Origin of the sequence: Arenibacter algicola (assembly GCF_000733925.1) — a bacterium.
In the GTDB taxonomy this organism is placed as follows: Bacteria; Bacteroidota; Bacteroidia; order Flavobacteriales; family Flavobacteriaceae; genus Arenibacter; species Arenibacter algicola.
On the sequence record NZ_JPOO01000001.1, the window covers coordinates 1,162,082 to 1,183,544 of the forward strand.

Annotated in this window: 16 protein-coding genes and 2 tRNA genes; 8 read left to right on the forward strand and 10 right to left on the reverse strand. The window is 40.2% G+C overall.

Annotated elements, in window-relative coordinates; all coding sequences use genetic code 11:
- Positions 1 to 18: 18 nt before the first annotated feature.
- From U735_RS0104990 to folE, 7 genes are all read right to left on the reverse strand, one after another.
- The gene (locus U735_RS0104990) at positions 19 to 1,266 is read right to left on the reverse strand and encodes an ATP-binding cassette domain-containing protein (RefSeq protein WP_031442774.1); all 1,248 of its coding nucleotides are present in this window, start codon (positions 1,264 to 1,266) and stop codon (positions 19 to 21) included.
- 67 nt (positions 1,267 to 1,333) lie between these two features.
- On the reverse strand, positions 1,334 to 3,517 hold the full coding sequence (locus tag U735_RS0104995) for a DUF5916 domain-containing protein (protein ID WP_031442775.1): 2,184 nt from the start codon (positions 3,515 to 3,517) through the stop codon (positions 1,334 to 1,336).
- Positions 3,518 to 3,626: 109 nt separating this feature from the next.
- Positions 3,627 to 4,118, reverse strand: a complete 492-nt coding sequence (locus U735_RS0105000; RefSeq protein WP_031442776.1) for a DUF192 domain-containing protein — start codon at positions 4,116 to 4,118, stop codon at positions 3,627 to 3,629.
- A gap of 44 nt (positions 4,119 to 4,162) precedes the next feature.
- A complete protein-coding gene (lgt, locus tag U735_RS0105005) occupies positions 4,163 to 5,131 on the reverse strand; it encodes a prolipoprotein diacylglyceryl transferase (RefSeq protein ID WP_031442777.1) in 969 nt (322 codons plus the stop codon).
- A 232-nt stretch (positions 5,132 to 5,363) separates the two neighbouring features.
- On the reverse strand, positions 5,364 to 5,594 hold the full coding sequence (gene yidD / locus U735_RS0105010; RefSeq protein WP_031442778.1) for a membrane protein insertion efficiency factor YidD: 231 nt from the start codon (positions 5,592 to 5,594) through the stop codon (positions 5,364 to 5,366).
- A gap of 23 nt (positions 5,595 to 5,617) precedes the next feature.
- Complete coding sequence (gene cysS / locus U735_RS0105015; RefSeq protein ID WP_031442779.1) at positions 5,618 to 7,099, reverse strand: cysteine--tRNA ligase; 1,482 nt, start codon at positions 7,097 to 7,099, stop codon at positions 5,618 to 5,620.
- Between the two features lie 15 nt (positions 7,100 to 7,114).
- On the reverse strand, positions 7,115 to 7,795 hold the full coding sequence (gene folE, locus U735_RS0105020) for a GTP cyclohydrolase I FolE (protein WP_031442780.1): 681 nt from the start codon (positions 7,793 to 7,795) through the stop codon (positions 7,115 to 7,117).
- Between the two features lie 136 nt (positions 7,796 to 7,931).
- On the opposite strand from folE, the gene U735_RS0105025 reads away from it, so the two are divergent.
- Positions 7,932 to 9,737: a T9SS type B sorting domain-containing protein gene (locus U735_RS0105025; RefSeq protein ID WP_031442781.1), complete on the forward strand. Its 1,806-nt coding sequence runs from the start codon at positions 7,932 to 7,934 to the stop codon at positions 9,735 to 9,737.
- A 186-nt stretch (positions 9,738 to 9,923) separates the two neighbouring features.
- The gene (locus U735_RS0105030) at positions 9,924 to 11,411 is read left to right on the forward strand and encodes a T9SS type B sorting domain-containing protein (RefSeq protein ID WP_316933001.1); all 1,488 of its coding nucleotides are present in this window, start codon (positions 9,924 to 9,926) and stop codon (positions 11,409 to 11,411) included.
- A 67-nt stretch (positions 11,412 to 11,478) separates the two neighbouring features.
- Here the strand turns inward: U735_RS0105030 and U735_RS0105035 are convergent, their stop codons facing one another.
- Together U735_RS0105035 and U735_RS25490 are read right to left on the reverse strand one after the other, a co-directional pair.
- Positions 11,479 to 12,987: an OmpP1/FadL family transporter gene (locus U735_RS0105035; protein WP_031442783.1), complete on the reverse strand. Its 1,509-nt coding sequence runs from the start codon at positions 12,985 to 12,987 to the stop codon at positions 11,479 to 11,481.
- A gap of 46 nt (positions 12,988 to 13,033) precedes the next feature.
- The gene (locus tag U735_RS25490) at positions 13,034 to 14,311 is read right to left on the reverse strand and encodes a hypothetical protein (protein ID WP_142189699.1); all 1,278 of its coding nucleotides are present in this window, start codon (positions 14,309 to 14,311) and stop codon (positions 13,034 to 13,036) included.
- Positions 14,312 to 14,410: 99 nt separating this feature from the next.
- On the opposite strand from U735_RS25490, the gene proS reads away from it, so the two are divergent.
- From proS to U735_RS0105070, 5 genes are all read left to right on the forward strand, one after another.
- Entirely contained in the window at positions 14,411 to 15,886 is a 1,476-nt protein-coding gene (gene proS / locus U735_RS0105050; protein WP_031442786.1) for a proline--tRNA ligase, read from the forward strand.
- An 80-nt stretch (positions 15,887 to 15,966) separates the two neighbouring features.
- A tRNA-Glu gene (locus U735_RS0105055) sits at positions 15,967 to 16,038 on the forward strand.
- A 72-nt stretch (positions 16,039 to 16,110) separates the two neighbouring features.
- Positions 16,111 to 16,182: transfer RNA gene (locus U735_RS0105060), tRNA-Glu, on the forward strand.
- Positions 16,183 to 16,232: 50 nt separating this feature from the next.
- Positions 16,233 to 16,484: a 30S ribosomal protein S20 gene (gene rpsT, locus U735_RS0105065; RefSeq protein ID WP_031442787.1), complete on the forward strand. Its 252-nt coding sequence runs from the start codon at positions 16,233 to 16,235 to the stop codon at positions 16,482 to 16,484.
- 213 nt (positions 16,485 to 16,697) lie between these two features.
- Complete coding sequence (locus tag U735_RS0105070) at positions 16,698 to 18,143, forward strand: purple acid phosphatase family protein (RefSeq protein WP_232233177.1); 1,446 nt, start codon at positions 16,698 to 16,700, stop codon at positions 18,141 to 18,143.
- A gap of 577 nt (positions 18,144 to 18,720) precedes the next feature.
- Here the strand turns inward: U735_RS0105070 and U735_RS0105075 are convergent.
- A complete protein-coding gene (locus tag U735_RS0105075) occupies positions 18,721 to 19,563 on the reverse strand; it encodes an AraC family transcriptional regulator (protein ID WP_031442789.1) in 843 nt (280 codons plus the stop codon).
- Positions 19,564 to 20,206: 643 nt separating this feature from the next.
- On the opposite strand from U735_RS0105075, the gene U735_RS0105080 reads away from it, so the two are divergent.
- Positions 20,207 to 21,463, forward strand: a complete 1,257-nt coding sequence (locus U735_RS0105080) for a tyrosine-type recombinase/integrase (protein ID WP_031442790.1) — start codon at positions 20,207 to 20,209, stop codon at positions 21,461 to 21,463.

Here is a 21,463-nt window from a genome sequence, read left to right on the forward strand (position 1 = left end):
CTGATCAGCGGCCTTTTTTTATATTATTTTTCCATGGGATCCTTCGGGCGATGCTTGTAGCTCGTAGATAAATTGGGGTTCCAATCCCGGTTCTTTCCTATGGGATACAAAGACAATGGCCGACTTGCTTTCCTTGGCAATTTTATTGACAAGGGATATAAAAAGCGCTGCACTTTCATCATCCAACCCGGCCGTAGGTTCATCCAAAATCAGTAGGGGAGGATGCTTTATCATGGCTCTAGCGGTCATGACCATGCGCTGTTGCCCTGCAGACAGGTCGGCAAAAAGAACGTCCCTAAGGTGCCACATATCCAGAATTATCAGCCATTCTTTGGCTAGGGCCTTTTGGTTTTCCGTAGCCCTTAGATAGAGGCCAACAGAATCGTTCATCCCCGAGATAACCATGTTAATACAAGAGTGCAGGCCCGAAAATTTATCGGTCATAGCGGGGGTGTAGTATCCAATCCTTTTCTTGATGTCCCATACGCTTTCACCGCTGCCCTTGCGTTGGCCAAAAAGGTAAAGTTGCTGTCCGTAGCCTTTATGATTGTCGCCCGTAATCATGGACAGTAGTGTTGATTTCCCACTTCCGTTAAGACCTATAAGTTGCCAGAACTCCCCTTTTTTAATAGTCCAGTTAATTTTGTCCAGTACTTTTTTGTCCCCATAAATTACACTTATGTCCTTGCAATCTATTAAAACGGATTCTCCATAGTCGGTGGGAGTTATGGGCTTAGGGATTCTGCCGGTAAAGGAAGTAACTACGGATGGGTTATGTTTCTTAATTATTTTGGATCCACTTTCCAACGGTCTTATATTGGATCCTTCCAAAATCATCTCTTGGGTAATAAACGGTAGAATATCAGCTTTTCTGCTTATGAGCTGAATAATAAATGTATTTTTGGAAATGTGGTCAAGGGAGGCTTTTAAGTCCTTTTGGGCGTCCTTATCCAAATTGTCGAAGGGATTGTCCAAAACAATATAATCCGGCTTTAAATGAAAGATATATTTCAATAACGCCTTTTTTTGTTCCCCGCTAGACATCGTCTTAAGCAGTTGTTGTGAATTTTTATTAATTATCTGGATTCCATGCCTTTCCTCCTCGTCAATAAACTCGTTTAAGGTTATTTTGGAAAATAAGGCCCCGTTCAATTTCTCCAAGGCGTCAAATCCCTCCGGAAGGGGTCCTTCCAATACATTTTTTATGAACTGGTCCTTATGTGAGTTGTTGCTTATAAATACGGCCCAGTGCATTCTTTTGTGCATGATTAATGGCATTTTATTCAATTCAAAGGAAAATAAATTATCAATTTAATTATTACAATTTTTGACTTTATTTATTGAACCAATAAGTGAATTTTAATGTGAGAGCCCAATTTCTTCCTTCAAAGGGTTCAATAAGGTAGTTGTTGCTGTACACTAAAAATAAGTCGGACGCTGGCTTGTATCGCCATTGAAACCGCGAATTTAGATTAAAGTTTTTGGATTGCTCATTGTATTGGAACAAGGTGGCAAAGAATAATTTATTGGTAAAGGTTATATCTACTTCCGAGCCAATAAGCCAAAATTCTGTGTTGTTCCATGGCGCTGGTAGATTGATGTGGTTATAGCTTAAATTACTGCTTAGACTTACGAAGGGTTGAAAACGGTAACCCAATTCGCTAATAAGGCTTGTTCTGTTGCCTTCAGAATAATATCCTCCAAAACGCCCACCAAAGGAATACGTAAACATACTTTGGGGCTTGGAAATGAAATCGAAGGTATAGGCATTCCAATGGTGCTGGGTTCCAACGTCCAAGGATTCCTTGCCCGATCTTGTAGGGTCAAAAGGGGACAGTAGTTCCACGTATTCGTCGGATACGCCAAAGTTCAATTTGGAACGGTCCCGAAAGTCCAACAGGTACTCCAAAAGGTTAATATTGTCTGTACGCTCCAATTTTTCATTAAAAAAATAGCTTGCGCTTAGTTTTGGGCCATGACTCAAAATGGTACTCTTTTTGGGAAAGAATAGATGCCCTATATAGGAAGTAACGTTTACGTAGCCATTTCTTGGCACAAAACCAACTTCGGCAGTATAATCGTCCTCAACCGATTCTTCCTGTATTTTCCAATTCCATTTACGGCTTTTATATTCCAAATGGGCCGCTTGGGAAATTCCGTTGCCATTCTTGTTGGGGGCGAATGACTTCAGGAAAAAGGCTTTCCCTGTCCATTGGTTATTGGCGGAAGCTAAATTATATTCCAAACCCACATTTCTATTGAATTTTGGAAAAACTGTTCTTAGGGAATCCGTATCCTGTGGGTAATTAAAAGATTCCTTGTTTACCAACATAAGGCCTATGCTAGACCTTGCAAAGACTTTTCTTTGTAATGAGAGTACACCAAAATTTTGACTAGGCAGCCCAGTTTCATCTATGCTTGCCGTTTGCATATCCATAAGACCCAAGCGCCATTTTTTATTGAGGTTACCACTAACCCTTGCGCCAGCTCTTATGGGGACGCCCAATCCAATTCTCCTGGAGAAAAACGGACGTATGGTGGCATAACCAAAGTTGGCAAAGAGATCTCCGTTCTCCAAAAAGAACTGTCTTTTTTCTGGAAAAAAAAGTTCAAATCGGTCTAGATTGGTTACCTGTCGATCTACCTCTACCTGTGAGAAATCCGGATTTACCGTCAAGTCCAGATTTAAAGAAGTGCTAAGACTGAACTTGACATCGCCTCCAATTTTTTTATCATACTGGGTATCCGTGTTATTTTCCATATCTTCACCAATACCTCCCAATACATAAGGAATAATGGAAAAATTTGTTTTTGGGGAAGGAGGAGGGGAATCCCAGACCAAAGTTCCGGTATAGGCCAGTGAAGCCGTGGGAAATTGTCGGGGAATGGGAGTCCAACTCGATTTTTCGCCCGACTTTAAATCCAGTCGACTAAAGTTAATGCCCCATTCCATAACACCATCCTCATAACGTATGGATTTGAAGGGGATAGCCATTTCAAAGACCCATTTTTCATCATCGCTTGTTACTGCAGATACCCATTTGCTGTCCCAGTTGAGATCTACGCTTCCACCACTGTGCATGGTACCGTCCCATTGGGCGCCTGCAGCGTTGGAGCCAAAAGAATAACCGGTGGTTTGGTTGTTAAAGGGATCCATAAACAACAAAAAGTTGTCATTTTTTCCAAAACTAAAATCCCGGCGTAATGATTCTACGTAGTAAGGGCCTTTGGTGGCGTTGTAAAAAGTGGCCAAAAGGTAAAGATTGTTTTCGTCGTAGGTCATCCGGATCTCAGAGGGTTCATTGGCCATTCCGGTATCCATTGGCAATACCATATAAAAGTTGGTTGCCACATCGGTATCCTGCCAGGCCAAATCGTTCCCGATCCCATCTACTTCTATAGCTGCTGTTGTCTTGTGAATATGTAGTTGAAAGGACTGGTTTTTTTTCTGAGCCGCAAGCGGTAAGGCCAAAGCAAGGGCTAAAAGAGTTAGGGGAACTTTTTTATAGACTGACAAAGGAATGATTTTTTGTTGGTTGAACTCTCTAAAATAGGCATTTTATGAGTATTTGAGCCATTTAGAGTACCTTACTTTCTAAACTGAACCAAACAATCTTATTCGCCAGTTATGGTGTTTTTCTATATGCAATGGAATCCCCCACGGCTAAAGTCCATTTGTCCGACATGCCGGCATTTACTTCCAGAACATATTTTACGGGAACTTTAGAGGGCAAGCTATTTTCCTTATAGGGTTGTGCATTTTTTTGAAAACTGGCGATTTTCAATTGGTCGTCCACAAAGATGAGGTCTAAGGGAAATTCGGTGTTTTTCATATAGAAGTAATGCATGGCAACATCATCAAAAACAAAAAGCATTCCCTGGCCAGGCTCCATGGAACTGCGGTACATGAGGCCAGTTTCCCTTTCATAATCGGTATCCGCTATTTCTATATCCAGAGTGGTTAAAAGAGAATCCGACCCTTTCTTCAGTATGCGAAGATCCCCTTCCTTTTTGAAGGTGACCGGAGCTGTTTTTATAGCTTTTTTCGATTCTTCCTTACAGGAAAGCTGAATGATAAAACAAACAACAAAGAGTAGATAGATTTTATTATTTCCCATTTTACAATTTCTGTTTGGTGCAGTTGCCATTATTCTTCTGCAGCTTACTTTTTAGAGGTGCCCGATTTTGGTCTGAGGATATAATAGAATCCAACTAAAATAAATGGTATGCTCAACCATTGGCCGGTGGATAATAAACCAAGAGATTCCTCAAATCCGCCCTGACTTTTCTTTACGTATTCCACAAAGAACCGAACCGTCCATAAAAGCACTAGGAATACTCCAAAAAGGTACCCAAGTTTATCTTTTTTGTCTGTTTTCCAATATAGGTAATACAAAATGGCAAAGACAAAAATATAACAAAACCCTTCGTACAGTTGTGCGGGATGCCTGTAGGGAATAGCCTCAAGGTACTCGGCAAACCGAGGGTCTTTTTCAATAAGGTTATACGCGGCATTTACCGTTTTTTCTTGGGTAATGGATAATACTTTGTACGCAGGCATGTCGTCGGAATCCCGGATGAACCTAGTGGCAAGGGCAAAGGATTTTTCCACAGGTTTGCCGTTGATTTCCGAATTGAAGAAATTCCCTAAACGGACACAAAAAGCGCCAATAGAGACTGGAATAACAATGCGATCCAGAATCCATAGAATTTTGAATTCAGGATATTTTCTGGTGTAGAGGTACATGCCTATAATTATTCCTATAGCAGCCCCGTGGCTGGCCAAGCCAGTAAATCCTGTAAATTCGTAACCATTAATAAATCCAAAGAGTTGACTATCCGCACTTTCCCTTATTGGTAATAGTATTTCCAATAAATGGTTTTGATAATAGGGCCAATCATAAAAGAACACATGTCCCAATCTTGCCCCTAACATGGTAGCCAGAACGGTATAGATAAAAAGGGAGTCCAGCTGCTCCAGGGACTTTTTTTCTTTTAAAAAAATCTTTTTCATGAGATACCAGCCCAATGCGAAAGCAATTATCCAAAGAAGATTGTAATATTTTATTTGAATTACCCCAATTTTAAAAAGGGTATCGGCGGGATTCCAAGTAAAGCCTAAAAAGTACATCTACGATTTTTTTTAAGCGACTAAGATAAGTAAATACTGCAAAGAATAGTGGACGGAAATAGGTTAATTTGGAAATCTGCTATTGGATCAATTTGTAATTAAAACAATATATCAATGAATCACTATATGATTATGGAAGTGTACTCATATTACAATGGCTCAATGCAGATTTCAATAATTATTTAGGAGCAGGAAAACAGAACTGGAAACTAGAAAAGAGGTAATAAGGCAACTATGGAACGGGGTCATATCCACTTCCTCCCCAAGGGTGGCAACTAAAGATTCTCTTTAAGGCTAGCCATCCTCCTTTGAACAGTCCGTGTTTTTGCAGGGCCTCCAAAGTGTATTGTGAACAGGTGGGGGAATAGCGACAGGAGGCCGGGGTAAGGGGTGAGATAAAATTCTGATAAAATTTCACCAATAGTACAAATGGGGCAATTAATATTTTTTTTATAAATGCCATAGTATTAAAAATTGCAGCCTGGTTTAAGAAAGACTAAAGGTGGTGCCGTCTTTTCCATCATTCAATTGAATGCCCATCTCTGCCAGTTGGTCCCTTATTTTGTCCGATGTGGAGAAATCCTTATTGGCCCGTGCTTCATTTCGCAACTGTATAAGAAGACCAACTACACTGCTTAATTTATCAGAATTAAGCATAGCACTATTTTGATTTTCCAGGCCTAATATATCAAAAACAAAACTATGCATGGTCTCTATAAACAGTTCCTTGTCCTTTTGGGTTATGGTTTCCTTGCCCTCCTTGATTAAATTGATACGCTTTACGGCTTCAAATAAATTGGCCGTTAACATGGGGGTGTTGAAATCATCGTTCATGGCATCGTAACCTTTTTGCTTCCATTCCTCAACATTAAAGCTCGATGATTTACTAGTAGGTAGATTATCCATGCTGCCAATGGCATCCATCAATTTTTGAAACCCTTTTTCGGATGCGGATAGCGCTTCGTCGCTAAGGTCCAATATACTGGTATAGTGTGCCTGCATCATAAAGAAGCGCACCACAGATGGTGTATACGGTTTGCTTAAGATGTTATTTTCTCCAGAAAACATCTCATTGGGCAAGATGTTGTTTCCTGTGGATTTGGCCATTTTTTTACCGTTCAAGGTCAACATATTGGCATGCAACCAATATTTTACCGGGGCATGGCCGTTGCAGGCTTCGGCCTGGGCAATTTCACATTCATGATGAGGGAATTTTAGGTCCATACCGCCACCATGTATGTCAAAAGTTTCGCCTAGATATTTGGTGCTCATAGCTGTACATTCCAAGTGCCAACCAGGAAAACCATCGCCCCATGGCGAAGGCCAACGCATTATATGCTGGGCTTCCGCTTTTTTCCACAATGCAAAGTCCTGCGGACTCTTTTTTTCGTCCTGAGCTGCCAATTCACGGGTATTGGCAATCATATCCTCCAATTTTCGCCCGCTTAATTTACCGTACTCATTGGTCTTATTGAATTTTTCAACATCAAAATAAACAGACCCGTTAATTTCGTAAGCATATCCTTTTTCAAGAATATTCTTTATGATTTCAATTTGCTCAATAATGTGTCCAGTAGCGGTAGGTTCAATACTTGGAGGCAATAAATTGAATTTTTGCAGTATGCTGTGGAAATCCAGGGTATATTGTTGTACCACCTCCATGGGCTCCAATTGCTCCAATCTTGCTTTCTTGGCAATCTTATCCTCTCCGTCTTCCGCATCATTTTCCAAATGCCCGGCATCTGTAATATTCCGGACATATCTCACCTTGTAACCCAAATGCTTTAAATACCTGAAAATCATGTCGAAAGACATAAAGGTTCTGCAATTGCCCAAGTGTACATTGCTGTAAACGGTAGGTCCACAGACGTACATGCCCACGTGGCCCTCGCTTAAAGGTTCAAAAACTTCTTTTTCTCCCGTAAGGGAATTGTAAACTTTTAATTTTTGAGTTTGGTACAAAGACATTATTAAGCGGGACAATTAAAATTTAGTATCGATGTTTATATAGTCCAAAAATTCTCTTCTAACGGCCTCTTCCTTAAATTTTCCGCCGTATTCGGCCGTTACTGTACTGCTTTCAATATCGCGTATGCCTCGGGAATTTACACATAAATGTTTGGCGTCTATAACACAGGCAACATCTTCCGTGCCTAAAACCTGTTGAAGTTCCCTTACGATCTGAATGTTTAATCGTTCCTGGACCTGAGGTCTTTTGGCGTAATAATCTACAATCCTATTCATTTTGGACAAGCCAACAACGGTGCCTTTGGAAATATAGGCCACATGGGCTTTTCCCACAATAGGCAATAAATGATGCTCACAGGTAGAATATAAGGTGATGTTTTTTTCTACCAACATTTCTCCGTACTTGTATTTATTGTCGAAGGTGGATGATTTTGGTCTTTTTTTGGGATTTAGGCCTCCAAAAATTTCTTGTACAAACATTTTGGCCACTCTGTTTGGTGTTCCCTTTAAGCTATCATCATCAAGGTCAAGGCCTAAGGTCAGCATTATTTCATTTACACTGCCCCTTATACGTTCTATTTTTTCTTCATCACTTAGCACAAATGCATCCTTACGTAAAGGTGTGTCTTCAGCAGCGGAAACGTGATCGTCCCCTAACTCTTCAAAATGCTTTTCCAATGCGTTGTCGATTTTCATTTAAAATTGCTTTTTAAGGCAGCAAAGATATACATTATATGCCAGTTAATACCATATTTACCTCCTTACACAACATAAATTAGTGTTAACTAAACTAGGGTGTTAATTTTGAAATTCCCAAATTTTGTAGGTATTCATGAACAGGTTGGTCGTCGTTTTTGGTGTTATTTGGTGTCTCAGCAATACTTTGGCCGTGGCCCAAGTGGCTCCGGATTGTTCCAATGCAGTGCCTATTTGTAACAATACACCGGTTAACGGGGGTACCAATGGCTTTGGTGCGGATGACTTTAAAGGTGCAGGTAAATCCGGTTGTTTGGAAAAAACACCCTCCGGCGCAATTGAATCCAATGCTGCTTGGTATAGATTTAGGACTGGGGCTTCAGGGCAATTGGGATTTAATATTGGTTTTGATTCTAACGAAGATTGGGACTTTGCCCTATATAAGGCCAGTGATTGCAATTCCTTGGGAGAACCGATACGATGTAATTTTTTTGACAATAGGGATGCCAATAGTTTTATTGGTGTAGGGGAGGACCCTCAAGGGGCATCGGATAATGTTCAATATGAAGATTGGTTGGAGGTTTCGCCCGGTGAGGACTATTACTTGTTGGTGAATAACTTTAGTAATATAAATTCTGGATTTTCCATTCAGTTCACAGGTCAAATCTTTGTTACCAACCCCTATGATGCGCTGGATTGCGCAATAATCAACAATCTTTTGGGACCTCCAATTGCGGCATGTAACAATGAGAATATTGTTTTGGACGCTACTACTGCGGATGTGGTAAGTTACACCTGGTATAAGGATGTAGGTAATGGTTATGCTGTAATTCCTGGGGAAGTTTCTGCTACCTTAAATGTGCTGGAAGCTGCTTTTTTCCGAGTGGAGGTAATAACCCAATCCCAGAATAATATTATTAGTGATGTGCAAGTAGGATTTTCCCAGGCGCCTACAACTTCTCCTGTAGGTGAAGAACACCTTTGTTTGGATTCCGAATATTTTTATTTAAGTGATAAAGATCAAATGGCTTTGGGCGGGCAATCTGCGAACGAGGTAATTATATCCTATCATAAGAGTTCGGCCGATGCGGATGCAGGGGTAAATGCCCTGCCCTTGGAATATGGGTTACAGGCAGGGGAACAGCAGATATACATTAGGGCCACCTCCGTACAGAACCCAAGATGTTATGATGCTTCGGAGGATTTTAAATTAACGGTCCATGAACCTTTGACTCCTAATTTTCCCTTGGAGGTTTTTCTTTGCGAAGGGGAACTCAGTGCTGTGATAGGGGAGACGGTCCCAGATCCGGAATATAATTATCTCTGGAGCACTGGCCAGTCAACTTCCAGTATAACCGTTACCCAAGGCGGGGAATATTCCCTAACGATTACAGATAAGCTTGGTGTTTCAGCTTGTGACAATACCTTTATGATTAATGTTTATGCTTCAAAAACACCTCATATTGAGGAGGTGATAATAGAGGATCTGCAGGATAGCAATACGGTAACGATAATCCCAGATAGGGAGGGCGATTTTGAATATCGTTTGGATGAAGGTACATATCAGTCAGATAATAAATTTTATAATGTACTTCCTGGTAGGCATAGTGTTACATTGAGCGATTTGAATGGTTGTGGAACTGCTACTGAAACTATAGTCGTGGTAGGGTTTCCCAAGTTTTTCACTCCCAATGGGGACGGGGCGAACGATGTTTGGAATATTGTTGGTATTTCCAGTTTGGAAGAGCCTATATTAACGGTATATGACCGGTATGGAAAGTTGCTTAAACAATTGTCCCAAAATAGCATGGGTTGGGACGGTACCTATAATGGTGTAGCATTGCCATCGGATGACTATTGGTTCAAACTTAGTTTTAAAGATCTGGACGGTCAGCGAATAGTGGCCAAGTATATCAATAATCATTTCTCCCTTAAGCGTTAATGGCAAATTGGTGGGGGAAGGCAACTAAATCCTTTCCATCTAATCTTGATGAACTTTGTCTGTATATTCCATTTAATAATTACGTATAAACAATGGGTATCCAGGTCTGGCAAAACCATTATGAATACATGTGAAAAAGTCCAAGTTTTGTGATAAAATATACCTGTTTTATACTAAATCTTTTTCATGCGAGTTATTATACATGATTTAAGTATGTATTTAGCCCCAATTTTTATGCGGACATTTACCTGTTCTATTTGCATTATGTTGTTGTTTGTCAGCAATATAGTTGCGCAAAATTCACCTGATTGTAGGAGTGCCATTCCTGTTTGTGCAGATGGCCAGCCAATTATGCCATTTGTTGATGGTAGTGGTGATATAGACGATTTTGACCCTGATGAAATTCGGCAGACCGGTTGTTTGGAGAAAGGTAGTGTAAGTTCTGCGAATATCGAAAACAATACCTCTTGGTTCGTTTTTAGGGCAGGTACCGGAGGTCAGGTAGGTTTTGATATTGAGGCTTTGCCGGTATCGGGTACTACAATAACAGCGGAATGGGATTTTGCGGTTTATGGTCCTTATGACCAGACCAGTGGTCAAAATTTCTGTTCGATTATAGGAAGTGGTAACTCAGAACCTATCCGTTGTAATTATGAAGCCAATAATACGCGATTTACTGGAATAGGTATTAATCCGGAGAATGGGGATGTGGGAGCTCCTTTTCTTAAACAGAGTCAAAACACCTATGATGAATGGTTAGATGTGCTCCCAGGAGAAATCTACTATATTTACATTAATAATTTCAACACCAATTTCAATGATGATGCCGAGCAATTTTCATTGACTTTTACGGGTAGTTCGGTTGATGCCGATCAAGATAATGCGTTGGATTGTACTTTAAGGGACGAATTTTTGGGATTGGATATTATTGCCTGTGAGGGTGATCCGGACATCACCCTATCTGCACAAAATTCTCCTTTTGGACCTGATATTGCAACTGTTGTTTGGACTGTAGATTATGAGGACGATGGCGTTATTGATGCCACTCTGCCGGGATCCGGACCTTCCAATGCCGAATTGGTGGTTAGCAGCCCTAATTCTGGGCGCTATTTTGTTGAACTAACCAATAGTTTTGGAAATAACGTAGGTGATGATATATTGATTACCTTTTTTGGAACCCCGGTTTTACAGGAAGTTATCGTTAGGGATGACCTTTCGGATAACAATATTGTGGAAATAGTAGTGGCCAACCCGGACGGTAATTATGAATATGCTATAAACGGAGGGGAATTTCAAGATGACCCTGTGTTTAATAATGTTCCACCAGGGGTAAATACGGTGATTATAAATGACAAAAATGGATGTGGAACTACAGAGCCCATCGAGTTTTTGGTGGTAGGTTATCCAAAGTTCTTTACCCCCAATGCCGACGGTATCCATGACCGCTGGAATGTGTATGGAATCTCCACCTTGATAGATCCGGTGGTTTTTATATTTGATCGTTACGGCAAACTCCTTAAGCAGATTGATGAGACTACAATAGGGTGGGATGGTACCTTTAACGGAAGGCCAATGCCTTCTTCGGACTACTGGTTTAGAATGGACTATTCACGGGACGAAGACGGAATTATAGTGGCGCGCTCCGTTAGGACCCACTTTACCTTAAAGCGATAATCAAATTATTCTAAAATAAAAAAGACGGGTAAATCCCGTCTTTTTCGTTTCTAAAATATTGTGTTTGTTAGAAATTCAGTGTGTAGCCCAAACTTACGACGGAGTTTTTATTGGTTATACTGGCTGGTGTTGGAAGGCCAACATCAAACAGTTGTTTGTTTATGTCCTGGGTAGAGTAGTTGTAGGATAGGTCCAGTCTGCTTCCTCCAAAATTATATCCTATACCACCTGAATAGCCATTTAAATCCCCAATGGTGCCGCCATTGGCGTACGGACTCTGTTCAAACCTGTATCCCGCCCTTAAACTTAGGGCTTCAATGCGGTATTCACCACCTAATCTAAAAGTTGAAACGGTGCTTAATTTATCGGAGATAAAATCGTTTTCTGAGGCAAAACTGGGATCGGACCCCGGTCTTAACTCTGCTTTTGACATATCTTGATAGCTATAGTCGAAACTTAAAAGGCCATTCTTACCAAAAATCATAGCTAAACTTCCGGTTAGTTTGCCCGGTATTTTAATGGTGTAATCCTCATAAATATTTATGATATTAAAATTGATAAATGAAATATCACTATCGGCCAGATCCGAATATATTTTTTGAGAGGTTTCATCCGATAAATTGTACCAGGTTGGGGATTGATAACTACCACCAATTCTAAAATTTTCATTTAATTTCCCAATGGCTCCCAAACTAAAGGAAAAACCGTTTCCTTGGGTCCTAAGTAGATTATCGAAGGTTATAGTCTGAATTTCAGAATCGGTATCAAAACCCCTTTCGGACAATTGGGTGAGTTTGTCCAGGAATACACTGTGAATGTTCAGGGAAGCTCCCAAATACAAATTGTCACCGTATTGCGAGGCCAAGTTGGCGGTAAACTTACTGTTGTATCCAGTAGTGCTCTGAGAGTAATCTTGGTTAACAGTGCCGTATTTAGCATTGGAGATATAATCCGTATTATTATCGTCCGAGAAATCTACAGGGTCTATTATGCCGCCGTAATATCCCAAAAATGCTTGCTGATCAACAAATCCTAATGTGGATCCTATGTCCAGATAGGCTTCTTCTATATACTCTCCGTCTTGTATTAAAAGTGGTCCAAAGGGTACTCCATTGGCCAAATCCAAAAAGTAATTGTCAATACCCTGATCGCTAATGCCTGAAACCAATAGGTCATCGTCAAAATTTTTCACCAGGTCATAATTAAATGCCAATGCAATTTTTCTCCAAGGAGAATTGCTGTTGGTGCTTTTAAATACGAATACACCCCCAACTTGGTTGAGATCCAATGAATTCAAGGAGGTGCTGCGGCTACCGTTGAAATAGCGGGAATCGTTTTTAATATTGTAATTGGATCCAGTTAAGGATAACAAGCTGTTGTTGAAAACAGCCGAACCTGCAGGATTTATGTTTAGGGATGACATATCTCCTCCCAAGGCGCCAAATGCCCCATTTAATCCTTGAAAACGTGCTGTTCCATAAGAACCCTCTCCGCTAAGCCTTAAAACATCATTGATGTTCTGGGCGCTGGCAAATGCACATACCAATAGTAGAATGAAAGTGTAATTCCTTTTCATTTTAATTAATTTTGAAAGTTTTTATTGAAATAAGGGGCCATATTTTTTAATTGCGCCTTCCGCTGCTCCTACTACTGGATGACGATGATCTTGAAGAACTGCTCGAACTTCTTACGCTTCCACTGGAACTGTTGGAGCTACTGGAGCTTCTATAGTTGCCGCTCGATGATCTAGAGGGGGAACTACTTGAGCTACTTCTGTAGGTTCCGCTTGAAGACCTAGTTGGGCTAGAGCTTCTATAAGTTCCACTTGAAGATCTTGAAGTTGAGCTACCAGAGCTCCTATAGGTAGAAGTTCTAGGTGCTGTGCCTTTATAGGTTCCGCTAGAACTGTTGCTCCTGTAAGTCTGATTGCTTCTAGAGCTGCTATTGTAATTTGGTACCGCCCTTGTGCTTCTGCTGGTACGGTAAGATCGGTTTCTTTCCAATGCATCTACCCCAACATTACTGCGCGACGTAGTTCCGCTCCTATTGATATTACTGCGCGAAGTAGTGCTTCTATATCTGCTAGTGCTTGTTCGGTTAGCAGTCCCAATATTTGATCTTCCGTTCAGGGCAGTGCTCCTAAGGTTGGAATTAGAGTTGTAAACACCTCTCCTGCTAGCGCTATAAGCGTAATTTCTATTATAGTAATTGTTGCCGAACCTGCTACGGGAATAGTAGGGGTAGTGTCGATAAGGGGAATAGAAGTAAGGATTATAGTAACCGCCCCAACCGTAGCCTCCCCAGCCCCAGTTGTTCCAGCCATAACCTCCCCAGCCCCAGTTGTTCCAGCCATAGCCTCCCCAACCCCAGTTGTTCCAGCCATATCCATATCCGAAACGGTTCCATCTCCATGGGTTGTAATATCCTCCGTAGAAGCCACCATAAAAACCACCATATCCCCACGCGAATGGAGAGCCTCCCCAACCCCAATCATCATAAATGTTAATACTCACATTGGTGGCGTTATCCCCCCAAGATCCGTACCCATTATAGTCGTTGTTGGCGCCATTATAGCCTAGATCCTGGTTATAGTTTAGGCTGTCGGATTCCGTATCACTATAATAACCATCAACATCGGTGAATACCTCACTGTCCAGAATTTCCCCATATTCATCTGCCTTTTGCCCAAAATAATCGCCATAGGCATTTGGTTTTGGGGCAGGCTGTTGGGTTCTAGGCCGTTGTTCGGTTACCCTGACTTGTTCCGTGTTACTGGAATAGATGCCGTCATTGTCGTAATAAGAGGCTTGCTGGTAAGACCCGCAAGATGCCAATACTATGCTAAGGAGTACAACAGTTGCTGCTATATGTATTCTTCGGTGGGGTAGAGAATGTATCATCGCTGTAAATTAAATTGTTGAACATTGTAAAAATAGTTAGTTTTGCCGAACTATTTTATTTAATAATAAGGTCGCAAGTTTTGTGCCAAACTTACTGGTATGGGTAAAAATTTAACGAAAAGAGCAGAGGATTATTCCAAATGGTATAATGAACTTGTTGTAAAAGCGGATTTAGCTGAAAATTCGGGAGTTAGGGGTTGTATGGTCATTAAACCTTATGGCTACGCTATTTGGGAAAAGATGCAGGCCCAATTGGATATTATGTTCAAGGAAACTGGACATGAGAATGCCTATTTCCCATTATTTATACCCAAGTCTTACTTGAGCAAGGAAGCCAGTCATGTGGAAGGTTTTGCAAAGGAATGTGCCGTTGTGACCCATTATAGGCTAAAAAATGCCGAGGATGGTAGTGGTATTATAGTGGATCCCGAAGCCAAGCTGGAGGAAGAGCTTATTGTTAGGCCTACCTCGGAAACCATAATTTGGGATACCTATAGAAGATGGATTCAGTCTTATCGCGATTTACCGCTGTTGATCAATCAATGGGCCAATGTGGTGCGTTGGGAGATGCGGACCCGTCTTTTCTTGAGAACTGCCGAATTTTTATGGCAGGAGGGGCATACTGCACATGCCACTGAAAAGGAGGCAATTGCTGAAGCGGAACAGATGATGAACGTGTATGCCGAGTTTGTAGAAGAATACATGGCCGTACCTGTTATAAAAGGAACCAAAACGGCCAGTGAGCGTTTTGCCGGGGCTTTGGAGACTTATTGTATAGAGGCCTTAATGCAGGACGGTAAGGCCTTGCAGGCTGGTACTTCACATTTCTTGGGGCAAAATTTTGCGAAAGCTTTTGATGTAAAGTTTGCTACCAAGGAAGGTGTGCAGGAATATGTGTGGGCAACCTCTTGGGGTGTTTCCACGCGACTCATGGGTGCTCTGATCATGACCCATAGTGATGATAACGGACTGGTGTTACCGCCTAAATTGGCTCCAATACAAGTAGTAATCGTACCTATATATAAGGGTGAAGATCAATTGGATGCTATTTCGGAAAGAGTAGCTCCTTTGGTAAAGGAATTGAGATCCAAAGGAATCTCTGTAAAATATGATGATAGGGATACGCAGAAACCAGGATTTAAGTTCAATGAATACGAGCTGAAAGGAGTTCCTGTTCGCTTGGCTATAGGGCAGAGGGATATGGATAATGGCACTTTTGAGGTAGCGAGAAGGGATACTTTTGAAAAGGAAACCGTAAAGGCCGATGAGGTAGTGGCGAAAATTGAATTTTTGATGAAGGATATTCAGGCAAATATTCATAATAAGGCCTTGGAACATAGGAGAACACATATCACCGAGGTAAATTCCTATGAAGAATTTAAGGAAGTGTTGGAAAGTAAAGGTGGATTTATTTCGGCACATTGGGATGGTACTTCGGAAACGGAAGAATTGGTGAAAGAGCAAACAAAAGCTACTATTCGCTGCATTCCCATTGATGCCAAAGAAGAAGCTGGAGTCTGCATGGTAACGGGAAAACCATCTTCAAAAAGAGTGCTTTTTGCCAAGGCGTATTAAAAGATTTTAAAAAATTTTATTTAGGTCTTGCGATAGTAAAAAATAATTGTATTTTTGCATCCGCAATTATGCGATTTGATGGTCCGTTCGTCTAGGGGTTAGGACGCCAGGTTTTCATCCTGGTAACAGGGGTTCGATTCCCCTACGGACTACTAAGGTTATTTTGAAATTTTGGGGTACTGATGGCAACTTGAAAATTCTGTCCGTACTTGCAACCAAAAAATGGTCCGTTCGTCTAGGGGTTAGGACGCCAGGTTTTCATCCTGGTAACAGGGGTTCGATTCCCCTACGGACTACACAGTACATTTAAGGGTATAGCCCAATAAAAAAATTAATTAAATAGAAAATGGCAAATCATAAGTCAGCATTAAAGAGGATTAGAAGGAACGAAGCGGTAAGATTACGTAATAGGTACCAGCATAAAACAACCCGTAACGCTATCAGAAGATTGCGTACAGAGGAGGATAAGAAAGCTGCTGAAACTTTGTTGCCAAGCGTAGTAAGTATGATCGATAGATTGGCCAAGCGCAATATTATCCATTCCAACAAAGCTGCAAACTTAAAGAGCAAACTAACTAAGCAAGTAGCTGCACTATAAGTTTTATAATTTATAAAAAGGAACGCCCTTCGTAAGAATGGGCGTTTTTTTGTTTTTGCTATTCGCCATATTTATCGTGATATCCATTTTTGGTTAAGATATATTATGAAATTATCAAGATACCGTAAGGATCGAGATATGCATACGAAAACTGTAGGTAATTCACCGGAATCATATTATATTCGGAATTCATTTTTGTTTAATCCAAACTTAATGAAACTGAAAATGATGGGAACAATACGCTTAACACAAAAACTAGGGTTCATTTTATTTGTAATTCTTGTAGGTTGTAAATCACAACAGGAAAAAGTACCTCATGGTCACTCCCTTGACACTGGACACGACCATTCCCATTCTCATAGCCATTATCCGGAACACGATTCAATAATGGCCCATAAATTAATGTTTCCGTCCCGAGTACCGGACAGGGTAATTGCCAATTTAACGGCGGATGCGGCCCATAGTATGGCTGTGAATTGGAGAACGGATCAACAAGTGGAAGCTGGATTTGTTGAAATTGCAGTGGCGACCGATGGACCGGAGTTTTTGCTGAAAGACGTAAGACGAGTGGAAGCGAAAAGTGAAATTTTTCAAAATCAGAATAGTAAAGAGCCTCTTGTAAAAGCCGTATACCATTCGGCGGTAGTGAATAATCTACAACCAAAAACTACCTATGTCTATAGGGTAGGTAACGGTAAGGAAGGCAACGATGGTTGGAGTGAATGGTTTCAATATACCACGGCCAGTGACACTATGGGAGAGCCTTTTAGTTTTATTTATTTTGGGGATGCCCAAAATAATGTGAAGTCGCTCTGGTCCAGGGTAATACGAAATTCTTATCGAAAATTTCCAGAAGTGAATTTCATGTTGCATGCTGGCGATCTAATTAACGACAGGGATGCCAATCTGGAATGGGGAGAATGGTTTTATGCAGGTAGCTTTATCCATGCCACGGTGCCAAGTGTTATGACACCGGGTAATCATGAATACAGGGATGGTGTATTAACCTCTTTGTGGAAACCACAATTCACTTTGCCCGAAAATGGACCAATTGAGGAATTAAAAGAAACGTGTTTTGCAATTGATTATCAAGACATGAAATTGATTTCTATTGATAGCGAAGGTTATGATGAAAGTATGGAAGCCCGTTCGGCACAGATAAAATGGCTAGATTCCGTATTGCAATCAAACACTAAAAAATGGATAACCATTTTCACGCATTATCCGGTTTATTCTACCAAGGAAGGACGGGACAATTGGGAGCTGAGAGAAGGTATAAAACCATTGATAGATAAATATGGGGTAGATTTGGTATTACAAGGGCATGATCATACATACGCAAGAGGTTATGCTGATAATAAAGGTAAAGGGTTAACAGTGTTGGATGATGCAGGCACTGTTTATGCGGTTTCTGTTAGTGGCCCTAAAATGTACGAATCCCAAGACCAGGATTGGATGGTGCGAAGGGGGGAATACACCCAATTGTTTCAAATCATTACCGTTACCAATGATACCATTAAATATGAGGCGTATACCCCTATAGGAAACCTCTATGATGCCTTCGACCTTATTAAAAAGGACGGCAAAAAACAACTTATCAATAGGGTGCCGGACAGTCCAATACGACTAAAAAAGGACTTTGTGCGAGAAGAGAAATAGTATATTTCATATACTACGCTGATTATTATTTGGAAGCCTTGTTGCGCGCGAAGAAAAATGTGGCCCGGTGAATCTGGGAGGTATCACCTGTAAACAAGCCTTTGGTTTCAATCCCTTCCGTATTCTCCTCTAACCTTCCGCAAAAAAATGCGGGACAAGCCTTCCCTAATTGGAGGTAATGTGTTTGGGTAGATTTAATAATTTACACTGGGAATTATTTCCCCTCCTTGTTAGGGGGAAGGGGGAGGACTATAGTAAGGACAGGGATTAAAGTGGCGAAACAATCTGCCACTTGCCACGATTACAATGAAGTTGTTAAATAATGTTGAACTAACAAACCATTGCCTATTGGCCAATGGTTTTTGGCAAAACGGCACTGAAAATTTTGTTAGTGCTAATTTTTAATCGTTCACTGAATAAAACAGATTGCCTCGCTTCGCTCGCAATGACGGTTTGTAGAAGTTAGATATTAGAACTGAGACATTGTAACATTATAACAGACTTTAAACCTTGATGTTTGAACATAAGTATCCAGTCTATTTTCTAACCTCTAGTTTCTCACTACTCTCTACCAATATCATCGTTGTCTGCGGTAATCCGTTGGGGTAAGACCTTTAATTTCTTTAAATTTTCTATTGAAATTGGCAATGGTTCCAAAACCACATTGTTCGGATATCATGGCAATTGAAAGGTCGGGACTGTTCGTGATAAGTTTACAGGCATTTTCAATTCGTATTTCAATCAAAAATTGAAAAAATGTTTTGTTGGTTCGTTTTTTAAAATAGCGGCAAAATGAATTCTTGTTCATATGGGCCTTGTCCGCAATTTCTTCCAGAGTAATAGGTTCATAAAACTTTTCCATGGCATATTCAAACACATCGTTCATTCGTTTTCCCTCGTCGTCCGTATACCTTTTTTTGTAAACAAAAGAAGACAGGGGAGTGGATACCGCTGTACTTATTAAATTTAGTATTTTCAAAAGTGTAGCTACCCTTTCAATCTTATTTTGATGACTTAACTTATTGAATTGTTTTGTGATTTTCTGTTTTTTGGATAGCACCTTCAGTCCGTATTCCGAACCTTTAAAAAATTCCTTGGTTTCTGCCATATCCGTTAACTCGAAAAAATGTTTTCCAAATGAGTCCTTTTTAAAAAATAGGGAACACATGATAGATTCATCACTTTTGTCGGAATCACTTTTAAAGACATGGGGAACATATTCACCTATAACCAAAATGTCTCCTTCCTGATATTCATTTATAGTGTCTGCCACAACAAAGGAGCCAGATCCTTTTACGACAAGGCTTATTTGTATTTCTTGATGTTGATGAAGTTGGCCATAGAATATTCTTTCGCGATCCTCTTGGTAGATGAGTGCTTCGTTTTTTGGTTTTGGTATTTTAAATGGCAGTACCTTCAAATTGTGTTTTTTGCAAATATTATTTAAAAATATGATATTATGCGGTAATTGGGGTGATATAGTTTAATAATTGATTTTTCTGAAAAAAAATGAGCGGACCAGTTTTTCCGTAAAAAAGAACCACGCCTAAAAGACATGGTTTCTTGCCTGTTGTGACCTCGACAAGATTAGCTACGGTTTTCCTTGCTGCTCAAAGCTGCAAATAAGAAACCGCTCCGCTATCGCTGCTGGTTCTTTTTTTATTCCAAAACCTCAAACTTCGTTTAGCTTTTTCCAATAAACAAAGAACCACGCCTTAAAAGACGTGGTTTCTTGCTTGTTGTGACCTCGACAGGATTTACTGTCGCACATCCTGCAAAGCTCCGCTTTGAAAATAGCACAAACAAAAAAACGCTCAAGCTTACTTGGCGTTTTTTCATATTGTACTATTTATTCGTGACCTCGACTGGATTCAAACCAGTAACCTTCTGAGCCGTAATCATAAGTTATTATTAATTGATATATCAAGTTTATTACTAAATGTTACGTTTTACGCTGATTATGTGGGGTATATCGGTTGATAAATATATTAATATTATTGGTTTGTTTATTGTTTTTGTGGGCAAATGTGGGTAAATTGTGGGCAAATTAAAAAAGAGTTGTCATGGATTATAAAATATCAATAGTACAGGATAAGCGTAGGCAGCTTAAAAACGGTAAGTTTCCCATCAAGGTTAGAGTTTGGGTAAACGACCTTAAAAAAGCTAAAAGGGTTACTACGGGCATTGAAATGACGGAAGACGATTTTTTAAATTCATGGGAGAGCAAAAAGAACCCCGATAAATTGAAAGGTAACGATAGGGAGAACTATCAAATGTTGATGAACTTAAGCGAGAGGGCAGAGGAATCTGCTAAATCCTTGGATTATTTTGATTTTAAAACCTTCGAGCAAAAACTAAGAAGAAAATCTTCCGATAAGATAAGTGTTGTTTATCATTTTAACAAGGCTATTACGGAATTTAGAAAAAAAGGCAGAATCGGGGCTGCTGAGAGTTATAATTCTGCCCTGGTATCCTTGATGAAGTATGAAGCACAAAGAACCAAAGTTCCCAAAGAGTCTTTAACATTCGTTGAGGTTACTCCTAAATGGTTGCACGATTACGAAAGCTACATGATCGATGATCTCGGCAGGAGTGTTACTACAGTTGCAATTTACACCCGTACGTTAAGAGTGATATTTAACAATGCTATTTCAGATAATGATTTGGATAAGAGGTACTACCCATTTGGGAAAAAGAAGTATGAGATACCTGAGGAAAAGAAGGTAAAGAAAACACTGATCAGGAGCCAGGTAGAGCTTTTTTATCATGCTATATTACCGCCCTTACAAGAGAGGGCCAGAGATTACTGGTTTTTTAGTTATGCCTGTAGTGGTATGAATTTTAAGGATATCGCTATGCTTAAATTTGAAAATATAAGTAATGGTGAAATTTCCTATTATCGGGAAAAGACGAAAGTTAAAAAGAGAACTAATAAAAAGAAAATAACAGTAAGACTGAATGATTTATCCCAAAAGATACTTGATAAATATAAGACGGAGTATCGAGGGGACAAATCTTATGTGTTTCCAATTTTGGAAGATGGGGATTCTCCAGAGGTTATCTTTAGAAAAGTGAACAATTTCATTAGGGCCACCAACCAACAGTTAAAACGTATTGCTAAGGAATACCATTTCCCTGAGGGCTTAAGCACTTACTGGGCTAGACATTCCTATGCCACCAACATGATCAATATAGGGGCTAGTATAGAGCTGATTAGCGAGGCTTTGAACCATAGTGATACTAGGGTGACCCAAAATTATTTTGATGGGTTTGAGGACGATAAGAAAAAGGAATTTGCGGATAAACTAATGAATTTTTAA

What these genes read in the sequence shown, in the direction of transcription:
- U735_RS0105030 (WP_316933001.1), top strand. Translation starts at nt 9,924, where the DNA reads ATGCGAGTTATTATACATGATTTAAGTATGTATTTAGCCCCAATTTTT.
- U735_RS0105080 (WP_031442790.1), top strand. Translation starts at nt 20,207, where the DNA reads ATGGATTATAAAATATCAATAGTACAGGATAAGCGTAGGCAGCTTAAA.
- proS (WP_031442786.1), top strand. Translation starts at nt 14,411, where the DNA reads ATGGGTAAAAATTTAACGAAAAGAGCAGAGGATTATTCCAAATGGTAT.
- U735_RS25490 (WP_142189699.1), bottom strand. Translation starts at nt 14,311, where the DNA reads ATGATACATTCTCTACCCCACCGAAGAATACATATAGCAGCAACTGTT.
- U735_RS0105035 (WP_031442783.1), bottom strand. Translation starts at nt 12,987, where the DNA reads ATGAAAAGGAATTACACTTTCATTCTACTATTGGTATGTGCATTTGCC.
- cysS (WP_031442779.1), bottom strand. Translation starts at nt 7,099, where the DNA reads ATGTCTTTGTACCAAACTCAAAAATTAAAAGTTTACAATTCCCTTACG.
- U735_RS0105070 (WP_232233177.1), top strand. Translation starts at nt 16,698, where the DNA reads ATGAAACTGAAAATGATGGGAACAATACGCTTAACACAAAAACTAGGG.
- rpsT (WP_031442787.1), top strand. Translation starts at nt 16,233, where the DNA reads ATGGCAAATCATAAGTCAGCATTAAAGAGGATTAGAAGGAACGAAGCG.
- U735_RS0105000 (WP_031442776.1), bottom strand. Translation starts at nt 4,118, where the DNA reads ATGGGAAATAATAAAATCTATCTACTCTTTGTTGTTTGTTTTATCATT.
- U735_RS0104990 (WP_031442774.1), bottom strand. Translation starts at nt 1,266, where the DNA reads ATGCACAAAAGAATGCACTGGGCCGTATTTATAAGCAACAACTCACAT.
- folE (WP_031442780.1), bottom strand. Translation starts at nt 7,795, where the DNA reads ATGAAAATCGACAACGCATTGGAAAAGCATTTTGAAGAGTTAGGGGAC.
- yidD (WP_031442778.1), bottom strand. Translation starts at nt 5,594, where the DNA reads ATGGCATTTATAAAAAAAATATTAATTGCCCCATTTGTACTATTGGTG.
- lgt (WP_031442777.1), bottom strand. Translation starts at nt 5,131, where the DNA reads ATGTACTTTTTAGGCTTTACTTGGAATCCCGCCGATACCCTTTTTAAA.
- U735_RS0105025 (WP_031442781.1), top strand. Translation starts at nt 7,932, where the DNA reads ATGAACAGGTTGGTCGTCGTTTTTGGTGTTATTTGGTGTCTCAGCAAT.